The organism is Kitasatospora sp. MAP12-44 (genome assembly GCF_029892095.1).
Classification (GTDB): Bacteria; Actinomycetota; Actinomycetes; order Streptomycetales; family Streptomycetaceae; genus Kitasatospora.
Genome location: NZ_JARZAE010000004.1, coordinates 5285951 through 5302349, shown reverse-complemented (window position 1 = coordinate 5302349; position 16399 = coordinate 5285951). Strand labels below are relative to the sequence as shown.

At 73.2% G+C, this 16399-nt stretch carries 20 protein-coding genes; 9 read left to right on the top strand and 11 right to left on the bottom strand.

All coding sequences use genetic code 11. From position 1 onward, the window contains the following. The first annotated feature begins 131 nt into the window (after nucleotides 1–131). The 3 genes from P3T34_RS24585 (at nucleotide 132) to P3T34_RS24575 (ending at nucleotide 2091) form a co-directional block, all read left to right on the top strand. Nucleotides 132–278 carry a hypothetical protein gene (locus P3T34_RS24585; protein WP_280668211.1) on the top strand — a complete coding sequence of 49 codons (147 nt, stop codon included), beginning with the start codon at nucleotides 132–134 and terminating at the stop codon, nucleotides 276–278. A 240-nt stretch (nucleotides 279–518) separates the two neighbouring features. Then, nucleotides 519–1157 carry a DUF6758 family protein gene (locus tag P3T34_RS24580; RefSeq protein ID WP_280668210.1) on the top strand — a complete coding sequence of 213 codons (639 nt, stop codon included), beginning with the start codon at nucleotides 519–521 and terminating at the stop codon, nucleotides 1155–1157. Between the two features lie 52 nt (nucleotides 1158–1209). After that, the gene (locus P3T34_RS24575; protein ID WP_280668209.1) at nucleotides 1210–2091 is read left to right on the top strand and encodes a PHP domain-containing protein; all 882 of its coding nucleotides are present in this window, start codon (nucleotides 1210–1212) and stop codon (nucleotides 2089–2091) included. A gap of 10 nt (nucleotides 2092–2101) precedes the next feature. On the opposite strand, the gene P3T34_RS24570 is transcribed toward P3T34_RS24575, so the two are convergent. The 3 genes from P3T34_RS24570 to P3T34_RS24560 form a co-directional block, all read right to left on the bottom strand. After that, entirely contained in the window at nucleotides 2102–2746 is a 645-nt protein-coding gene (locus P3T34_RS24570) for a suppressor of fused domain protein (RefSeq protein WP_280668208.1), read from the bottom strand. A gap of 32 nt (nucleotides 2747–2778) precedes the next feature. After that, the gene (locus tag P3T34_RS24565) at nucleotides 2779–3651 is read right to left on the bottom strand and encodes a DMT family transporter (RefSeq protein WP_280672348.1); all 873 of its coding nucleotides are present in this window, start codon (nucleotides 3649–3651) and stop codon (nucleotides 2779–2781) included. A gap of 167 nt (nucleotides 3652–3818) precedes the next feature. Continuing rightward, entirely contained in the window at nucleotides 3819–4364 is a 546-nt protein-coding gene (locus P3T34_RS24560) for a hypothetical protein (RefSeq protein WP_280668207.1), read from the bottom strand. 105 nt (nucleotides 4365–4469) lie between these two features. Here P3T34_RS24560 and P3T34_RS24555 point away from each other — a divergent pair, with 105 nt between their 5' ends. The 3 genes from P3T34_RS24555 to P3T34_RS24545 all read left to right on the top strand — a co-directional run bounded on the left by P3T34_RS24555 (nucleotide 4470) and on the right by P3T34_RS24545 (nucleotide 7671). Further along, the gene (locus P3T34_RS24555; protein WP_280668206.1) at nucleotides 4470–5786 is read left to right on the top strand and encodes a CBS domain-containing protein; all 1317 of its coding nucleotides are present in this window, start codon (nucleotides 4470–4472) and stop codon (nucleotides 5784–5786) included. Between the two features lie 127 nt (nucleotides 5787–5913). Further along, nucleotides 5914–6453 carry a DUF1003 domain-containing protein gene (locus P3T34_RS24550; RefSeq protein ID WP_280672346.1) on the top strand — a complete coding sequence of 180 codons (540 nt, stop codon included), beginning with the start codon at nucleotides 5914–5916 and terminating at the stop codon, nucleotides 6451–6453. 57 nt (nucleotides 6454–6510) lie between these two features. Next, the gene (locus P3T34_RS24545; protein ID WP_280668205.1) at nucleotides 6511–7671 is read left to right on the top strand and encodes an Mrp/NBP35 family ATP-binding protein; all 1161 of its coding nucleotides are present in this window, start codon (nucleotides 6511–6513) and stop codon (nucleotides 7669–7671) included. An 18-nt stretch (nucleotides 7672–7689) separates the two neighbouring features. On the opposite strand, the gene P3T34_RS24540 is transcribed toward P3T34_RS24545, so the two are convergent. From P3T34_RS24540 to sigE, 4 genes are all read right to left on the bottom strand, one after another. Then, nucleotides 7690–8385: a hypothetical protein gene (locus P3T34_RS24540; protein ID WP_280668204.1), complete on the bottom strand. Its 696-nt coding sequence runs from the start codon at nucleotides 8383–8385 to the stop codon at nucleotides 7690–7692. 144 nt (nucleotides 8386–8529) lie between these two features. Beyond that, a complete protein-coding gene (locus P3T34_RS24535) occupies nucleotides 8530–8988 on the bottom strand; it encodes a sec-independent translocase (protein ID WP_280668203.1) in 459 nt (152 codons plus the stop codon). A 154-nt stretch (nucleotides 8989–9142) separates the two neighbouring features. Continuing rightward, a complete protein-coding gene (locus P3T34_RS24530) occupies nucleotides 9143–10003 on the bottom strand; it encodes a zf-HC2 domain-containing protein (protein WP_280668202.1) in 861 nt (286 codons plus the stop codon). A 95-nt stretch (nucleotides 10004–10098) separates the two neighbouring features. Further along, the gene (sigE, locus tag P3T34_RS24525) at nucleotides 10099–10836 is read right to left on the bottom strand and encodes an RNA polymerase sigma factor SigE (RefSeq protein ID WP_280672344.1); all 738 of its coding nucleotides are present in this window, start codon (nucleotides 10834–10836) and stop codon (nucleotides 10099–10101) included. 343 nt (nucleotides 10837–11179) lie between these two features. Between sigE and P3T34_RS24520 the strand changes: the two genes are divergently transcribed. After that, nucleotides 11180–11824 (top strand): class I SAM-dependent methyltransferase, encoded by a 645-nt coding sequence (locus P3T34_RS24520; protein ID WP_280672342.1) that lies wholly within the window; start codon nucleotides 11180–11182, stop codon nucleotides 11822–11824. Between the two features lie 147 nt (nucleotides 11825–11971). Here the strand turns inward: P3T34_RS24520 and P3T34_RS24515 are convergent, their stop codons facing one another. Then, nucleotides 11972–12139 carry a DUF3117 domain-containing protein gene (locus P3T34_RS24515; RefSeq protein WP_280668201.1) on the bottom strand — a complete coding sequence of 56 codons (168 nt, stop codon included), beginning with the start codon at nucleotides 12137–12139 and terminating at the stop codon, nucleotides 11972–11974. A 371-nt stretch (nucleotides 12140–12510) separates the two neighbouring features. On the opposite strand from P3T34_RS24515, the gene P3T34_RS24510 reads away from it, so the two are divergent. Then, entirely contained in the window at nucleotides 12511–13311 is an 801-nt protein-coding gene (locus tag P3T34_RS24510; protein ID WP_280668200.1) for an enoyl-CoA hydratase-related protein, read from the top strand. A 161-nt stretch (nucleotides 13312–13472) separates the two neighbouring features. Here the strand turns inward: P3T34_RS24510 and P3T34_RS24505 are convergent, their stop codons facing one another. Both P3T34_RS24505 and P3T34_RS24500 read right to left on the bottom strand, forming a co-directional pair. Beyond that, nucleotides 13473–14057 (bottom strand): DNA-3-methyladenine glycosylase I, encoded by a 585-nt coding sequence (locus P3T34_RS24505; protein ID WP_280668199.1) that lies wholly within the window; start codon nucleotides 14055–14057, stop codon nucleotides 13473–13475. After that, a complete protein-coding gene (locus P3T34_RS24500; RefSeq protein ID WP_280668198.1) occupies nucleotides 14054–14494 on the bottom strand; it encodes a DivIVA domain-containing protein in 441 nt (146 codons plus the stop codon). Before P3T34_RS24500 ends, P3T34_RS24505 begins: the two co-directional genes overlap by 4 nt. Nucleotides 14495–14665: 171 nt before the next feature. Here P3T34_RS24500 and folP point away from each other — a divergent pair, with 171 nt between their 5' ends. Beyond that, a complete protein-coding gene (gene folP / locus P3T34_RS24495; protein WP_280672340.1) occupies nucleotides 14666–15478 on the top strand; it encodes a dihydropteroate synthase in 813 nt (270 codons plus the stop codon). Nucleotides 15479–15503: 25 nt separating this feature from the next. Here the strand turns inward: folP and P3T34_RS24490 are convergent, their stop codons facing one another. Then, complete coding sequence (locus P3T34_RS24490) at nucleotides 15504–16343, bottom strand: TIGR00730 family Rossman fold protein (RefSeq protein WP_280668197.1); 840 nt, start codon at nucleotides 16341–16343, stop codon at nucleotides 15504–15506. Nucleotides 16344–16399: the final 56 nt, after the last annotated feature.

Sequence of the window (16399 nt, the reverse complement as noted above, 5' to 3'; positions counted from 1 at the left end):
ATCGAGGGCCTACCGGCCCCGCACCTCCGCCGCAGGGGGGAACCGTGACACAGACCGCCGTACCGGGACCGGTACAGACGAGCACCACCCCGCAGCCTCAGCCGCGTCTGAGGCCGGAAAGGGAGCAGCCCATGCGTTTCGAGATCCACCGCCTTGACCAGAACCAGGACCCCGCCGCCGACCTGCTGATCGCCGACGCGGCAACCGTCCGCGAACTCATCGAGACGGCCGCCAAGACCGGCGAGCGCCTCTACATCCGCCCATGCCCGACCGTCTGACGCCACGCCAAGCCGCGTTCCTCGCAGCCGTTTTCACTCTCTGACGCCCCGTCGCCCGCCGTGCGCTGACGGGGCGCCAGTGCGCCCGGCGCGCCCCCGTCGACGTTTGCCGCCGGCCCGGGCGGGACATTCCCTAGCCGGGGCCCCCGCACCGCCCGGCTTGTGCCACCGGCACCTGACACACCCCTAACGGGTGATCGTCCTTGACGCGGCGCTCCAGAGGGAGGAGCGTTGTCGGCTATGAGGGGCGAGCCAAGTTGTCCGAGGTGCGCCGGTCGGGTGCGTGCCCCCGGTCTCTTCGCCGACACCTGGCAGTGCGACCGCCACGGCGCAGTCCACCCGATGCAGCCGGTGCTGCCACCGAGTGTCGAAGCGCTGAACGTCGCGGTGGCCCGTTCGCAGGTGCCCGTCTGGTTGCCCTGGCCGCTGCCGGTCAGCTGGCTCTACACGGGAATCGCGCATGCCGGCGACGACCTGTCCGGTGCCCGCGCCACCGCCGTGGCATGCTCGGGCCCGGCCCCACTGGGCGGTTTCGGCGAGCTGGTGCTGGTCGCCGAGGAGCTCGGGGTCGGCCTCGGCGCGCGCTACGCGGGCCTGCCAGGGCCGGATCCGGGTGAGGCGATCTCGCTGCACAAGCCCGCCGACACCAAGCTGCTGGCCGCCGGCCGACCGACCGCGATGTGGCACGTCTCCAGCGCCCCGGACGACCGCGCCGTCTTCGTCGGCGAGGCGCTGGGCCTGTGGCTCTGGGCGATCGCCTGGCCCGAGCAGTCCGCGCTGCTGATGTACGACGAGCTGGTGCTCACCGACCTGCGCGACGCCGGTGCCGAGCTGGATCTGCTGCCCTGCGGCGCCCTCTCCCCGCGCTTGCTGGGCTGACTATCCTGGGCTGCACCGACGCCCGCCCCTCGGAGCCCAGGAGTCCATCCACGTGCGCATCGACCTGCACACCCACAGCAATGCCTCCGACGGAACCGACAGCCCGGCCGAGCTGGTGGCGGCCGCCGTCGCGGCTGGGCTGGACGTCGTCGCGCTGACCGACCACGACACCGTCTCCGGTCACGCCGAGGCCGCGGCCGCCGTCGAGGCGCTGCCGGACGGCAGCTCGCTCACCCTGGTGCCCGGTGCCGAGCTGTCCTGCCGGGTGGAGGGCATCAGCATGCATCTGCTGGCCTACCTCTTCGACCCCGCCGAGCCGGCCTTCGCCCGCGAGCGCGAGCTGGTGCGCACCGACCGGTTCCGCCGCGGGCAGGCGGTGGTCGAGCGCTGCCGCGAGCTGGGAGCGGACATCGGCTGGGAGCAGGTGCGGCGGATCGCCGGCGCGGGCTCGGTGGGCCGTCCGCACATCGCCAGCGCGCTGGTCGAGGCCGGCGTGGTGGCCACCGTCTCGGACGCCTTCACGGCCGACTGGCTGGCCAACGGCGGCCGGGCCGACGTGCCCAAGCACGAGACCGACCCGGCCGAGGCGATCCGGCTGGTCCGGGCCGCGGGCGGGGTGCCGGTCTTCGCCCACCCGGGCGCGGTCAAGCGCGGCCGTACCGTCTCCGACCAGGTGATCGCCGACCTGGCGGCGGCGGGCCTGGGCGGCCTCGAGGTGGACCACCTGGACCACGACGAGGAGACCAGGGCCCACCTGCGCGGCCTGGCCGCCGAGCTCGGCCTGTTCGGCACCGGCTCCAGCGACTACCACGGCTCGCGCAAGACGGTGGCGCTCGGCGAGTACACCACCGACCCCGCGGTGTACGAGCAGCTGCTGGCGCAGGCCACCGGCGCGCGGCCGATCAGCTCGGTGCGGAGTACGACCAGGGTGTGACCGCTGGGGCTCAGTCCAGTGGGACGCCGCGGCGCTGGGGGTCGCGCAGGTCCGTGCCGTGCTTCAGCCAGCGCTCCTCCAGCGCGTCCGCTCCCTGGACGCGCTTGTGCGCCGCCTCGTTCGGGGTCATCGGCAGCAGCGGCAGGAAGCGCACCGGCTCGGCGGGCTCCTCCAGTTCGAGATCGGCGACCAGCCCGCCCGGCTCACCGGCCAGCACCGAGGTGAACGGCGCGCCCTCCCAGAGCGGGGCGCCCAGGTCCAGCGAGGTGCCCGGCGCCACCACCAGGCCCTCCACCTGCGGCGTCGCGGCGAAGGTGGCCAGCGTGCGGAGCACGTCGTCGCGCCCGCCCCGGACGCTGAGCAGCAGCTCGGCGCGCGGGCCGCGCACCGGATCGGCGACGAGGGCCGTCGGGTCGGCCATCGGCGCGGCGGCCATCCCCAGCGTGGCGTACCGCACCAGGCCCTCGGCGTCCGGACCGAACCGCAGCACCTCGATCCGCTCGGCCCCCAGGAAGGTGACCGCGGCCCGTCCGGTGGGCTCGCCGAAGGTGGTGATCAGCCGGGCCTCGACCGCGCTCAGCACGTCCGCGCGGCTGGGGCCCTGCGGGCCGTGGGGGTGGGATGCATCGGCGAAAAGCGGGAAGTCGGACTCCATGCGGCGAGCGTACCGGCCGGTAGGAGCATCCGTCAGCGGCGGCCGCCGCGGGCCACCAGGACCAGGCCGAGCAGGATCAGCGCCAGCGCCGGGTAGGCCCAGACCGACGGCCACTGGCCCAGCCAGACGGCGGCGATCAGCGCGGCGCCGGGCGTCTCCAGCAGGATCGCGGTCGAGGTGACGGACGGGCCCAGGGTGCGCACCACGCGGTTGCTCAGCGAGTGGCCGAGCAGCTGGGCGGCCACCATCAGCAGCGCGATCTGGCCCCACACCCCGGCCGACCAGCCGGACATGGTGGTGCCGGAGACCAGGCAGACGACCAGCAGGACCAGCGCCGTGGTGGTGTAGCAGACCACGGTGTACGCGGTGGTGCTGACGGTCCTGCGGACCTCGGCGCCCAGCAGCATGTACCCGGCGGCGGCCAGCCCGGCGCCCAGCGCCAGCGCGTCACCGGCCAGCGCCCGCGGCGCGAGCGTCAGGTCGACGCCGGTGAGCACCAGCACGCCGGTGAACGCCACGCAGGTGCCGACCCAGACCGCCCGCGGGGCCCGCCGGCCGAGCAGGCGCATCAGCAGGATGGTCCAGAGCGGGGTGGTGGTGACCAGCGCGGTCGCCGAGGCCACCGAGGTCATCCGCAGGCTGGGCATCCAGAGCGCGAAGTGCAGCGCGAGCAGCACCCCGGCCGCCACCGCGAGCAGCAGCGCCCGCCGGCTGATCGCGCGCAGCTCGGCGCGGTGGCGCAGCAGCGCGTACGGGCCCAGCACCCCGACCGACATGACGTTGCGCCAGCACGCGATGGCCAGCGCGGGCGCGGCGGTGGCGGTGATCAGCGGGGCCGACAGCGAGATGCCCCCGATCGAGACCGCGAGCAGCAGCAGGTCGGCCCTGGGAAGCCGTCCGGCCACCGGCTCGACGGCACCGGGGGTGGTGGTGGGCGCGACGGTGTCGGGCCTGGTGGCGGGCACGGCGTTCCTCGGGGCTGGCGGGATCGGAGCTACCACGGTAAGGCCCGTCGCAGCCTGACGACGCTGTCGCCCGTATCGCGGGACGGCGGCGACCGGTCCCGGCGCCCTCAGCGCTTGCGGCGCAACCGGCCCGCGACCAGCTTCGGCAGACCCGCCGGGATCGGCTGCCGGGTGGTGGCCGGGCTCGGCATCGGCTCCGCGGCGTGCGAGGCATCCGGCATCGCCCCGGGCTGCTCGGTCGGCGCGCCCACCGGCTCCAGCCGCAGCACCCGGCACTCGCGGGCCCAGCGGTCCGCGATGGTGTCGGTGTCCGGCGCGTTCAGCCGCTTGCCCTTGAGCTCCTCGACGGCGCCGACCCAGCCCTCCGAGCGCGGCTCCAGCGCGACCACCCGGGCCTGCCAGCCCACCAGTCGGCCCCACTTGTCCTTGCTGCGGACGGTCACCGCTGCCACCGCGCCGGCCGTCAGCCCGTGCAGCGGCTGCTCGCCGCCGTCGCCGACGACCACCACCGCGCCGTCGTGCCAGGCGTGCCAGAGCGGCCGGCTCTGGCCGCCGCCCTGCGGCTGGACCCAGAGCAGCCCGGACTTCTTGGCAGACTCCTCCACCAGCGCCTGGTCGAAGAAGTCGTCAGCGGTTGCGGTCATACCGTCCATGGCGCACAGCGTACGGGGCGCGGGGAACGCTGTGCCGTCCGGTGCGGCACCTCGGCCTTGCGCACTTGGGTAGCCTGAGCGCGACGACGGATCGAAGGGAAGTCCATGGCAGGGGCAGGTAGCCGGGTCTTTATCTCCCATCTCGCGGGGATCGCCGTCTTCGATCCGAACGGCGACCAGGTGGGCCGCGTCCGTGACGTCGTCGTCTCGCTGCGGATCGGCGGCCGCCCGCCGCGCGTGCTCGGCCTGGTGGTCGAGGTGGTCGGCCGGCGCCGGATCTTCCTGCCGATGACCCGGGTGACCAGTCTGGAGTCCGGCCAGGTCCTCACCACCGGCGTGATCAACATGCGCCGCTTCGAGCAGCGGGCCTCCGAGACCCTGGTGCTGGCCGAGCTGCTGGACCGCCGGGTGACCGAGACCGGGACCGAGTCGGAGGTCACCGTCCTGGACGTCGCGATGGTGCAGACCCGGCTGCGCGAGTGGGAGATCAGCAAGGTCTTCGTCCAGCGCGGCAAGCAGACCCGGCTGCGCAAGAACAAGGGCGAGGCGGTCACCCTCGACTGGTCCGCGGTGGCCGGCTTCTCGCTCGCCGAGGAGGGCCAGGGTGCCGCCAACCTGCTGGCCACCTTCGAGCAGCTGCGCCCCGCCGACCTGGCCAACGTGATGCACCACCTGTCCGCCAAGCGCCGGTCCGAGGTGGCCGCCGCGCTGGACGACGAGCGGCTGGCCGACGTCCTGGAGGAGCTGCCCGAGGACGACCAGGTCGAGATCATCGGCAAGCTCAAGGACGAGCGCGCGGCCGACGTCCTGGAGGCGATGGACCCGGACGACGCCGCCGACCTGCTCTCCGAGCTCCCCAGCGAGGACGCCGAACGGCTGCTGCAGCTGATGGAGCCCGACGAGGCCGCCCCCGTGCGGCGGCTGCTCTCCTACCAGGAGGACACCGCGGGCGGTCTGATGACCACCGAGCCGATCGTCCTGGAGCCGAACGCCACGGTCGCCGAGGCGCTGGCCCGGGTCCGGGTCTCGGACCACAAGCCCGCCCTGGCCGCCCAGGTCTACGTCTGCCGCCCGCCGAACGAGACCCCGACCGGGACGTACCTGGGCACCGTCCACTTCCAGCGGCTGCTGCGCGAGCCCCCGTACACGCTGGTCGGCTCGATCGTGGACGGCGACCTCGACCCGCTGCCGCCGGACACCCCGCTGCCGCTGATCACCAGCTACCTGGCCACCTACAACATGGTGGCCGCCCCCGTGGTGGACGAGGCGGACCACCTGCTCGGCGCCGTCACCGTCGACGACGTCCTGGACCACCTGCTGCCGGAGGACTGGCGCGAGGCCGCGCTGCACGACGGCGAACCGCACCACCACAGCATGGACGACGACGAGGTACCCGAGAGCGAGGCGACCCGTGGACAGTGAGCGCAAGAGCAGACGGGACGGGCGCGACGAGGCTCCGCGTCAGGGCCAGCGGCTGCAGGGCGAGTTGCGCCAGCTGCGGCAGCTGCGCGAGCTGCGGGTCCGGGAGGGCGGCAGCAGCAGCCGGACGGTGCGGATCGAGACCGCACACGGCACCGCCGTCCGCTCGCGGCTTGACCAGCCGCGCACCAACCGGCCCGGCCTCTTCACGCTGCCCACCTACGACGCTGAGGCGTTCGGCCGGTTCTCCGAGCGGATCGCGCGCTTCCTGGGCACCGGTCGGTTCATCGTCTGGATGACCGTGGTGGTGGTGGTCTGGATCGGCTGGAACACCCTGCTCCCGCCCAAGGTCCGCTTCGACGAGTACCCGTTCATCTTCCTCACCCTGGTGCTGTCGCTGCAGGCCTCCTACGCCGCCCCGCTGATCCTGCTCGCGCAGAACCGGCAGGACGACCGCGACCGGGTCAACATGGAGCAGGACCGGGCCCGCAGCGACCGCAACATCGCCGACACCGAGTACCTGACCCGCGAGGTCGCTGCGCTGCGCAGCGGGCTCGGCGAGGTGGCCACCCGTGCCTTCATCTCCGGTGAGCTGGCCGGCATGAGGTCCGAACTGGTCAGCCTGCTCAAGGAGCTTGACGATCGCCGGGACGCCCCCGAGCTGCTGTGACCCGCGGCACGCTACCGGCCAGTCATCGGGCCCTGCGGCGCGCCGTACCATCAAGGCATGGCCAATGAGACAGAGGTCGCGACCGGTGTGACGGAGGAGTCCGTCCAGCAGGCGCTGTCGACCGTGCAGGACCCGGAGATCAACCGCCCGATCACCGATCTCGGCATGGTGAAATCGGTGCAGATCACCGACGGCGGTGCGGTGCACGTCGCGGTCTACCTGACCGTCTCCGGGTGCCCGATGCGCGAGACGATCACCAACCGGGTGAAGGACGCCGTCGGCCGGATCCCGGGCGTCACCGCCGTCGAGGTCGAACTCGACGTGATGAGCGACGAGCAGCGCAAGGAGCTCTCCGCGCTGCTGCGTGGCGGTGCGCCCGAGCGGGAGATCCCATTCGCCAAGCCGGGCACGCTGACCCGGGTGTACGCGGTCGCCTCCGGCAAGGGCGGGGTCGGCAAGTCGTCGGTCACCGTCAACCTGGCCGCGGCGATGGCCGCCGACGGCCTCAAGGTCGCGGTGGTGGACGCCGACATCTACGGCCACAGCGTGCCGCGGATGCTGGGTGTCGAGGGTCGGCCGACCCAGGTGCAGGACATGATCATGCCGCCGTCCTCGCACGGCGTGAAGGTGATCTCGATCGGCATGTTCACCCCGGGCAACGCCCCCGTGGTGTGGCGCGGCCCGATGCTGCACCGCGCGCTGCAGCAGTTCCTCGCCGACGTCTACTGGGGCGACCTGGACGTGCTGCTGCTCGACCTGCCGCCGGGCACCGGCGACATCGCGATCTCGGTCGCCCAGCTGGTCCCGAACGCCGAGATCCTGATCGTCACCACCCCGCAGATGGCCGCCGCCGAGGTGGCCGAGCGGGCCGGCACGATCGCGCTGCAGACCCACCAGAAGATCGTCGGCGTGATCGAGAACATGTCCGGCATGCCGTGCCCGCACTGCGACGAGATGGTCGACGTGTTCGGCTCCGGCGGTGGCCAGACCGTGGCCGACGCGCTGACCCGGGCGACCGGCGCCACCGTGCCGGTGCTCGGCAGCATCCCGATCGACGTCCGGCTGCGCGAGGGCGGCGACGACGGCACGCCGGTCGTGCTGGCCGCGCCCGACTCCCCCGCCGGTGCCGCGCTGCGCGCGGTGGCGGGCAAGCTGGGCGGCCGTCAGCGCGGGCTCTCCGGGCTCTCGTTGGGCCTCACCCCGCGCAACAAGTTCTGACCCGACGGCTCGCGGGCTTCAGCGCCGGGTGTAGGCCGACAGGTCGGGGATGGTGCTGAAGCCGATGCCGTACGCGCTGACGCCGCGTCCGTAGGCGCCCAGCAGCACGCCGGGCGCCTCGCCGGCCAGCACCCAGCCGTACGGGGACTCGCGGTAGCGGAACGGCTGCGGCAGGCCGTTCACCGGCAGGGTGAGCGGCGACCAGCCGGGGCCGGCCAGGTCGTCCGCGAGGTCCCAGGCCAGCGCGCTCTGCTGGTCGAGCCAGTCCTGGCGCAGCGCGCGGTCCAGCGCGCCGGGCCAGGCGACGGCGAGCAGGCCCGAGCCGGCCAGCCAGGCCGCCGAGGAGGCCGAGGTGGCCTCCAGCATCCCGGTGTTGTCGGCGCTGCGCCGACCGGGGCGGCGGGCCACCGTGACCACGATCGCGAAGCGGCCGCCGTTCCTGGCCTGGTGCTGCATCGGCGGCTCCTCGCCATGGCCCACCGAGCCGTAGTCGACGGTGCGCGGCTGGGCGGCGGGGCGGTTGCCGCCCGCGCCGGCCTGGAGCAGCCAGCGGCGGCCCGTCCAGCCGTCGTCGAGGCCGTACCAGGGGAAGTCGGCCGCCAGGTACGGCGCCAGCGGGTCACCCGGCGGAGCCGTCCGCCGGCCCGGCACCTCCGCCGATGCCTGCGCCTGTGCGGTGCTCGCTCCCACCGCGCCACTGCTCGTCGCGTCCATCACGGGCCTCCTCGGCACACCTGTCGCCCTCCGGGGGCGGCTCCCAGCACAATAGCGGCGCAGACGACGGCACCCCGCCCGGCAGGTGGCCGGAGCGGGGTGTCGTGTGTCGGATGGGTCAGGCGATGGGTCGGGCCAGGGGTCTCAGGTCGCGTCGAGGTCGTAGGGCGGACGCTCGCCGGCCTCCAGCGGCGCACCGGCGGAGACCGCCTTGGCCATGTTGACCGGGGCGGTCGCCGGCGTCTTGGTGGTGCTGACGGCGGCAGTCGGGGCCTTGCCGTCCAGCGCGGACTTGAGGTCCATGCTCGACTTCAGGTCCATCGACGTCTCGCGCAGCTCCTTAAGGCCCAGCGGGTCGTCGTCACCGCCCATCAGGTTCTTGCGCACGAAGGTCTTCGGGTTGAGGTCCTCGAACTCGAAGTCCTTGAAGTTCGGGCCCAGCTCGCTGCGGATGTCGTCCTTGGCACTGTCCGCGAAGGTGCGCACCTTGCGGATGAACCCCATGGTGTCCTGGATCAGCTTGGGGAGCTTGTCCGGCCCGAAGATCACGATCGCCATGACCACGAGGGTGACCATTTCGAGTGGGCCTATGTCGAAGAACACGTAAGCTCCCAGCTCCTGAAGGACGTACCCGGCGCGGCGCGCGACAACCGGTTCCGTACAGCGTAATGGCCACCAGCAGGTCTGTGGCCCACGAGGCAATGAAGCCGTGGTAAAGACCTACTGGTGGCCGTACGACACTGCGCTGTACAGGTGGTCAGCGGAGCAGCCGGTGACTGTTCACCACCGGGTTGACCACCGGGTTCACCAGCGGGCTCGACGGTGACGGGGTCGCCAGGCCGAACAGCGGGGCGATCTGGGAGCGGGCCGGGAAGTCCGCCGGGACCTGCGCGTTGAACGGGACGTCCGGCTCACCACCGGGCACCCGGGGCACCACGGCGCTGCCGTGCGGGTCGTCGACCGGGCTGTCACCGGCGACCGCGGCCAGGCCCAGGCTGCCGAAGCCGCCCAGCGCCACGGCGGCCACCGAGAAGGCTCCCGCGGCGGCGAAGACGAAGCGCCGCCCGCGCGGCGCGGGGGGACGCGAGACCGGCACCGCGGCCGGGGGCCGACTGGGCGCGAGCACCGAGCGGGCCGGGCCGCGCCGACCCGTCCAGAGCCGGACGTCCGGCCCACGACCGGCCCGCGGGTCGGCACCTGGCACCGGCGCGTCCGCCCCGAGGGCGCCGGCGCCGAACGAGGAGCCCGCACCGCGGCCGAACGAGCCGCCGGTCAGCCGGCTGCCGCCGAGGGTGGCGGTGGGCAGGGTGAGACCGCCGCGGGGGCCGTCGCCCGGCGGGCCGACCTCGCCGTCCGGCGGGGCGGCCACCGCCAGCAGGCGGGACATCAGCAGCGCGGACGGGCCGGCCGGCTCGGTCGCGCTGAGCAGCTGCTTGACCGCTCGGGCTTCGTCCGCCTCGGACAGGCACTGCGCGCAGGTCGCCAGGTGCGACTGGACCCGCTCGCGCGCGTCATGGCCCAGCTCGCCGTCCAGATACGCGGTGAGTCGCTCGCCGAGATGGTGTTCCTCGGCCGGAGCCGGCGGCTCGACCTGGCGCACGGTGATCGGCCGAAGCACGGGAACCTCCTGACACGTGCTCTCGTCCCCCGCGGGTTGGGACATCGAACGGCGACCGGGCAGCGAGCGCCCGGAGGCCGACCGGCCGGAGCCGCTCACGACCGCCTCCGTCCGCTCCCACCCGGCGAACCGGTGCCGGGCTCTCCGACGGCCGCGACCGCGGCCAGCGGCTCCAACTGCTCCGAGCCACCGCGCCGCACCCGACCGGGAGCGGCATTGGGGGCACGGTGCTTGAGCGCGGCACGCAGATGCGAGCGGCCGCGGTGGATCCGGCTGCGGACGGTGCCGAGCTTGACGCCCAGGGTGGCGGCGATCTCCTCGTAGGAGAGGCCCTCGATGTCGCAGAGCACGACGGCGGCCCGGAACTCGGGGGCCAGCGTGTCCAGCGCCTGCTGGACGTCGGCGTCGAAGTGGGTGTCGCTGAAGTGCTGGGCCGGGTTGGGCTCACGGCTGGGCAACCGCTCGGCGGCGTCGTCGGCCAGCGAGTCGAAGCGGATCCGCTGCCGGCGCCGGACCATGTCCAGGAAGAGGTTGGTGGTGATCCGGTGCAGCCAACCCTCGAAGGTGCCGGGGGTGTAGGTCGACAGCGAGCGGAAGACCCGGACGAAGACCTCCTGGGTCAGGTCCTCGGCGTCGTGCTGATTGCCCGTCAGGCGGTAGGCCAGGCGGTAGACCCGGGCGCTGTGCGCCTCGACGATCTCCTCCCAGCTGGGGGGCGTCCAGCTCTGCGCGTCGGGCCCCTCGGCGAAGGTCGCAAGCGCGGCGGGGGCCGAGGGCTCGGCGGCGGTGCCGTCGGACGACTGGTCCAGGGGGGTGTGCGCAGACTGGTTCATCACGGGCTTCGGCGTACGGGCCGACGAGGTGCCGCGGAGATGCCGCCGCAGCGGGACGTCGCCCTCGGCCACACCTCCTCGGTTGGCTCTTCTGCCCAGCAGGGCCACCACCATATCCACCTCACCCGTCAGTTCTGGATAAAAGTGTGCTCTTTTGTCGACCGAACCCCGCACGACCTCCAGCGACATCCCACGACCGCTCTCATCGGATTGAACGGCCCGCCACCGGACGCGGTTCCCGCCCGGCCAGTAATCTGTGGCAGGAAATATCGACATCCGCCGGCACCCCGCCTGGGCCACCGGTCCTGCCGGGTACAACCGCCCAGCTCAACCCCCTACTCCCCTGAGGGACCACATCAACGACTTCGGGCCCACGGCCGCGACCCTCGCCGACACCTACGTCGACGAGGACGCCGTGCTGACCTACGCCAGGGCGCAGTCCGCCCGGACCGGCGTGCGGGCCATCGGGCCGAGCGGCGGGGCCTGCCTGCGCCTGCTGGCCGCCGCACTGGGAGCGAAAGCGGTGGCCGAGATCGGCACCGGCACCGGGGTCTCCGGGCTCTACCTGCTGCGCGGGATGCGCCCGGACGGCATCCTGACCACCGTCGACCCGGAGCCGGTCCGGCAGGGCCTGGCGCGCGAGGCGTACCTCGCGGCGGGTTTCGCGGCCAATCGCGCGCGGTTCATTCCCGGGCGCGCCCTGGAGGTGCTGCCGCGGCTCGCCGACGGGCAGTACGACCTGGTCTTCTGCGACGCGGATGCCGCCGAGTCGCAGGCGTACCTAGCAGAATCGTTGCGGCTGCTACGGCCCGGCGGGATGGTCTGCTTCGAGGGGGTCTTCCAGGAGGGCCGGCTGACCGATCCGGCGCTGGACGACCCGCCCACCCGCGCGGTGCGCGAGCTGCTGCAGGCGGTCCGGGAGAGCGAGCTGCTGCTGCCCGCGCTGCTGCCGGTCAGCGACGGGCTGCTCTGCGCGGTGCGGCGCTAGGGCAGGCCGCCCCAGAACACAGCGCCAGGACGCAGCGCCAGGGCATGGGAACGGGGCCCGGTGCCGGTCGACGTCTCGTCGATCCGGAGCCGGGCCCCGCATGCATCGCGCCCGCAGGTTCGCGGGAGATGCCAAGCCTCGCTGGAGTCAGCCGCAGGCCTGCTTGAGGGCCTCACCCAGGGCGATTGCCTCGTCCGGAGTGAGCTCCACCACCAGGCGTCCGCCGCCCTCGAGCGGGACTCGCATGATGATGCCCCGCCCCTCTTTGGTGACCTCGAGCGGGCCGTCACCCGTCCGCGGCTTCATGGCCGCCATGCTCGTTCCCCTTCCTGCAACCGCGCAGCTACGTACCAGCAGTCCGTCCACCGCAGGTATCGAACGCATTGATCGGAAGCCATTATCCCGCATTCAGCGCCCTGATGACCAACGTCACTCTCTCCGCACCGGTGCCCACACCCCCACAGACCGGCTGATTACCCCTCAGACGTACCCTCACTCAGGCGGACGAAGCGGCATCAGATACCGCGCCCAGCCTGCCGCCGCCCGGTGCCGTGCGCCCGCACGGCCCCGGTGGACGGCCTCGCGCGGGCGCGGCAAAAGGTGCGCTACCTCACACTCCCGCAGGCCCGCGCGCTCCGGCATGCTGACTCGGGACCACCCAACGACCGAAACGGGAGCCCTCCACGATGTCCGACTCCGTGCTCTACGAGCTCGACGGCGGCCTGGCCGTCATCACCATCAACCGGGCTGACGCGATGAACGCGCTGGACGTGCCCACCAAGGTCGCGCTGCGGGACGCGGTCATCGAGGCGGCCGGCGACCAGGCCGTCCGGGCGGTGCTGCTCACCGGCGCGGGCGACCGGGCGTTCTGCGTCGGCCAGGACCTCAAGGAGCACCTGGGGCTGCTGAAGCGGGCGGACGAGACCGGCGAGGCGCCGCTGAAGACGGTGTCCGAGCACTACAACCCGCTGGTGCGGGCACTGACCGGGATGCGCAAGCCGACGGTGGCCGCGGTCGGCGGGGTGGCGGCCGGCGCCGGCGCCTCGCTCGCCTTCGCCTGCGACTTCCGGATCGTCGCGGACACGGCCGGTTTCAATACCTCGTTCGCGGGCGTCGCACTCACCGCCGACTCGGGCGCGTCGTGGACGCTGCCCCGGCTGGTGGGACACGCCCGGGCCACCGAGCTGCTGATGCTCCCACGGACCGTCAAGGCCGCCGAGGCGCTCGGCCTCGGGCTCGCCACCCAGGTCGTCCCGGCCGCCGAACTGGCAGCCGTCGCACGCGAGTTCGCCCTGAAGCTGGCCGCCGGTCCGACCGTCGCGTACGGCGCGATCAAGGCCGCGCTGGACTTCGGGGCCTCGCACTCGCTGAGCGAGACGCTGGACAAGGAGGACGAGCTGCAGACCCTGGCCGGCGCCAGCGAGGACCACCGGATCGCGGTGCGCGCCTTCGTCGCCAAGGAGCAGCCCAAGTACGTCGGACGCTAGGGCGTGTCTGACAATTCCCGCCGGGCGCGCGACGCTGGGCATCCCGCCTGGACGCACCGGCGAAGCACCCAAGTACGACCCAGTACGAGGGCGCTCCGCCGGCACGCCCAGCCGGGCGCCCAACGCCGCGCGCTGATCCGCCGCGAATTGTCAGACGCGCCCTAGGGCGCGTCGACCGCCTGGCGGGCGTGACAGTCCGCCAGGTGGTCGTTGACCAGACCGCAGGCCTGCATCAGCGCGTAGGCGGTGGTCGGGCCGACGAAGCGGAAGCCCTGCCGCTTGAGCTCCTTGGCCAGCGCCGTCGACTCCGGGGTGATCGCCGGGACGTCCGCCAGGGTCTTCGGCGCCGGACGCCCGGGGTCGCCGGCGAATCGCCAGATCAGCGCGTCCAGGCCGCCGTCCAGCACCTGGGCGGCGCGGGCGTTGGCGATCGCCGCCTCGATCTTGAGCCGGTTGCGGATGATCCCAGTGTCCTGCAGCAGCCGCTCGACGTCCGCCGGGCCGAAGGTCGCCACCTCGGCGATCTCGAACCCCGCGAAGGCCGCCCGGAAGCCCTCCCGGCGGCGCAGGATGGTGATCCAGGAGAGCCCGGACTGGAAGGCCTCCAGGCAGATCCGCTCGAACAGCGGGTTCTCGCCGTGCACCGGGCGGCCCCACTCGGTGTCGTGGTAGACCCGGTACTCCTCGGTCGAGTTGCCCCACGGACAGCGCAGCAGGCCGTCGGGGCCGGGGTCGGACGCGGTCACTGCTCCACGGCCTGTGCGTCGGCCTGGACGGCGTCGACCTGGACGGCGTCGGCCGGCTCGGCGGGGGCGCCGACCGTCCTGGCGAAGTCCTCCAGGCCCGGCAGCGGCTCGCTGCCCGGCACCGCCGCGCCGCCGCCAGCCTGCACGCCGCCCTGGACGGCCATCGCGGCCTCCAGCTCGGAGATCCGCTGGTCCCGGTAGGCGAGCTCCGCACCGAGCCGGTCGAGCACGTCGTCGACCTCCTCCATCCGGTAGCCGCGGACGGCCATCGGCAGCCGGATCTCGTCCACGTCGTGCCGGCTCAGCGGCCGCTCCTGCGGCAGCCGGGCGGCCAAGCGGTCCTGCACGGCCTCCGGCAGCGACCCGCCGCCGCCCAGCGCCACCAGCGCGGCACCGCCGACCACCACGGCCATCGCCACCACGATCACCCAGAACACGAGCTGTCCTCCCGACACGTGAGAATGCGGCCGCGTGAGGGATCATGGTGTCCCTGGGGAGGCCGGGGCCCCATCATCGCACCAGGGCACCCGGCAATCGATACCTGTGAGGAGCGACGGGTGGCACTTCGCCTGGGACCGCGAGAGTTCGGCGACGACGAGCTGGTGATCATGGCCATCGTCAACCGCACCCCGGACTCCTTCTTCGACCGCGGCGCGACCTTCTCCGACGATGCCGCCTTCGCCGCCGCGGACCGCGCGATGGCCGAGGGCGCGGCGATCCTGGACATCGGCGGGGTCAAGGCCGGGCCGGGCGAGGAGGTGACGGTCGAGGAGGAGCTGCGCCGGACCGTGCCGTTCGTCGCCGAGCTGCGGGGCCGCCACCCCAAGGCCGTGATCAGCGTGGACACCTGGCGGCACGAGGTCGGCGAGGCGGTCTGCGAGGCCGGCGCGGACCTGCTGAACGACGCCTGGGGCGGGGCCGACCCCGAGCTCGCCGAGGTCGCCGCCCGCTATGACGTCGGCCTGGTCTGCACCCACGCGGGCCGCGCCGAGCCGCGCACCCGCCCGCACCGGGTCGGCTACGCCGACGTGATGGCCGACATCCTGGACGTCACGGTCGGGCTGGCCGAGCGGGCCGCCGCGCTCGGGGTGCGCCGGGACGCGCTGATCATCGACCCGGGCCACGACTTCGGCAAGAACACCCGGCACTCGCTGGAGGCCACCCGCCGGCTGCCCGAGATGACCGCCACCGGGTTCCCGGTGCTGGTCTCGCTCTCCAACAAGGACTTCGTCGGCGAGACGCTGGACCGCCCGGTCGACGAGCGGCTGCTGGGCACGCTCGCCACCACCGCCGTCTCGGCCTGGCTGGGCGCCCGGATCTACCGCGCGCACCAGGTGGCCGAAACCCGGCAGGTGCTGGACATGGTGGCGTCGATCCGCGGCACCCGGCCCCCGGCGGTGGCCCGCCGCGGGCTGGCCTGACAGCGCCTGCGGGCCTATCAGGGCCTCAGATCTCGCCGTTGGGGCGGCGGCTGTCGGCCAGGATCTTCAGCATCTCGTCCACGTCGTCGGTGACGTGGAAGAGTTCGAGGTCGGCGGGCGAGGCCTTGCCCTGGGCGACCAGGGTGTCCCGCAGCCAGTCCACCAGGCCGCTCCAGTAGGCGCTGCCGAAGAGGATCACCGGGAACCGGGTGACCTTCTTGGTCTGCACGAGGGTGAGCGCCTCGAACAGCTCGTCCAGCGTGCCGAGGCCGCCCGGCAGCACCACGAAGCCCTGCGCGTACTTCACGAACATCGTCTTGCGGACGAAGAAGTAGCGGAAGTTGAGGCCGAGGTCGACGAACTCGTTGAGCCCCTGCTCGAACGGCAACTCGATGCCGAGCCCGACGCTCAGGCCGCCGGCCTCCGAGGCGCCGCGGTTGGCGGCCTCCATCGCGCCCGGGCCGCCGCCGGTGATCACCGCGAAGCCGGCCTCCACCAGGGCCCGGCCGATGGCCACCCCTGAGGCGTACTCGACCGAGTCGACGGGCGTCCGAGCCGAGCCGAACACGCTGACGGCGACCGGGAGTTCGGCGAGCGCGCCGAAGCCCTCGACGAACTCCGAGGTGATCCGCCAGACCCGCCAGGGGTCGGTGTGCAACCAGTCCGTGGGACCCGTGGTGTCCAGCAGACGCTGGTCGGTGGTGCTGGTGCCGACCTGGTCCCGCCGCAGCAGCACCGGGCCCTTCTGCTTCTCCGGTACCGCTTTCTTCGCCGGCTCCGCTGCGAACTCGGGGCTCTCCACCAACTCCGGCCCGTGGCCGAAGTGCCGTCCGTCTGCGCCGTCCTGCGCCGATGTCCCTGTCATGACGAAACCCTACGCCCGCCGCACCCGTATCGGGGGGAACGGCGGGCAGACGGTCA

What these genes read in the sequence shown, in the direction of transcription:
- P3T34_RS24585 (WP_280668211.1), top strand. Translation starts at nt 132, where the DNA reads ATGCGTTTCGAGATCCACCGCCTTGACCAGAACCAGGACCCCGCCGCC.
- P3T34_RS24580 (WP_280668210.1), top strand. Translation starts at nt 519, where the DNA reads ATGAGGGGCGAGCCAAGTTGTCCGAGGTGCGCCGGTCGGGTGCGTGCC.
- P3T34_RS24570 (WP_280668208.1), bottom strand. Translation starts at nt 2,746, where the DNA reads ATGGAGTCCGACTTCCCGCTTTTCGCCGATGCATCCCACCCCCACGGC.
- P3T34_RS24560 (WP_280668207.1), bottom strand. Translation starts at nt 4,364, where the DNA reads ATGGACGGTATGACCGCAACCGCTGACGACTTCTTCGACCAGGCGCTG.
- P3T34_RS24555 (WP_280668206.1), top strand. Translation starts at nt 4,470, where the DNA reads ATGGCAGGGGCAGGTAGCCGGGTCTTTATCTCCCATCTCGCGGGGATC.
- P3T34_RS24545 (WP_280668205.1), top strand. Translation starts at nt 6,511, where the DNA reads ATGGCCAATGAGACAGAGGTCGCGACCGGTGTGACGGAGGAGTCCGTC.
- P3T34_RS24540 (WP_280668204.1), bottom strand. Translation starts at nt 8,385, where the DNA reads ATGGACGCGACGAGCAGTGGCGCGGTGGGAGCGAGCACCGCACAGGCG.
- sigE (WP_280672344.1), bottom strand. Translation starts at nt 10,836, where the DNA reads ATGAACCAGTCTGCGCACACCCCCCTGGACCAGTCGTCCGACGGCACC.
- P3T34_RS24515 (WP_280668201.1), bottom strand. Translation starts at nt 12,139, where the DNA reads ATGGCGGCCATGAAGCCGCGGACGGGTGACGGCCCGCTCGAGGTCACC.
- P3T34_RS24510 (WP_280668200.1), top strand. Translation starts at nt 12,511, where the DNA reads ATGTCCGACTCCGTGCTCTACGAGCTCGACGGCGGCCTGGCCGTCATC.
- folP (WP_280672340.1), top strand. Translation starts at nt 14,666, where the DNA reads ATGGCCATCGTCAACCGCACCCCGGACTCCTTCTTCGACCGCGGCGCG.
- P3T34_RS24490 (WP_280668197.1), bottom strand. Translation starts at nt 16,343, where the DNA reads ATGACAGGGACATCGGCGCAGGACGGCGCAGACGGACGGCACTTCGGC.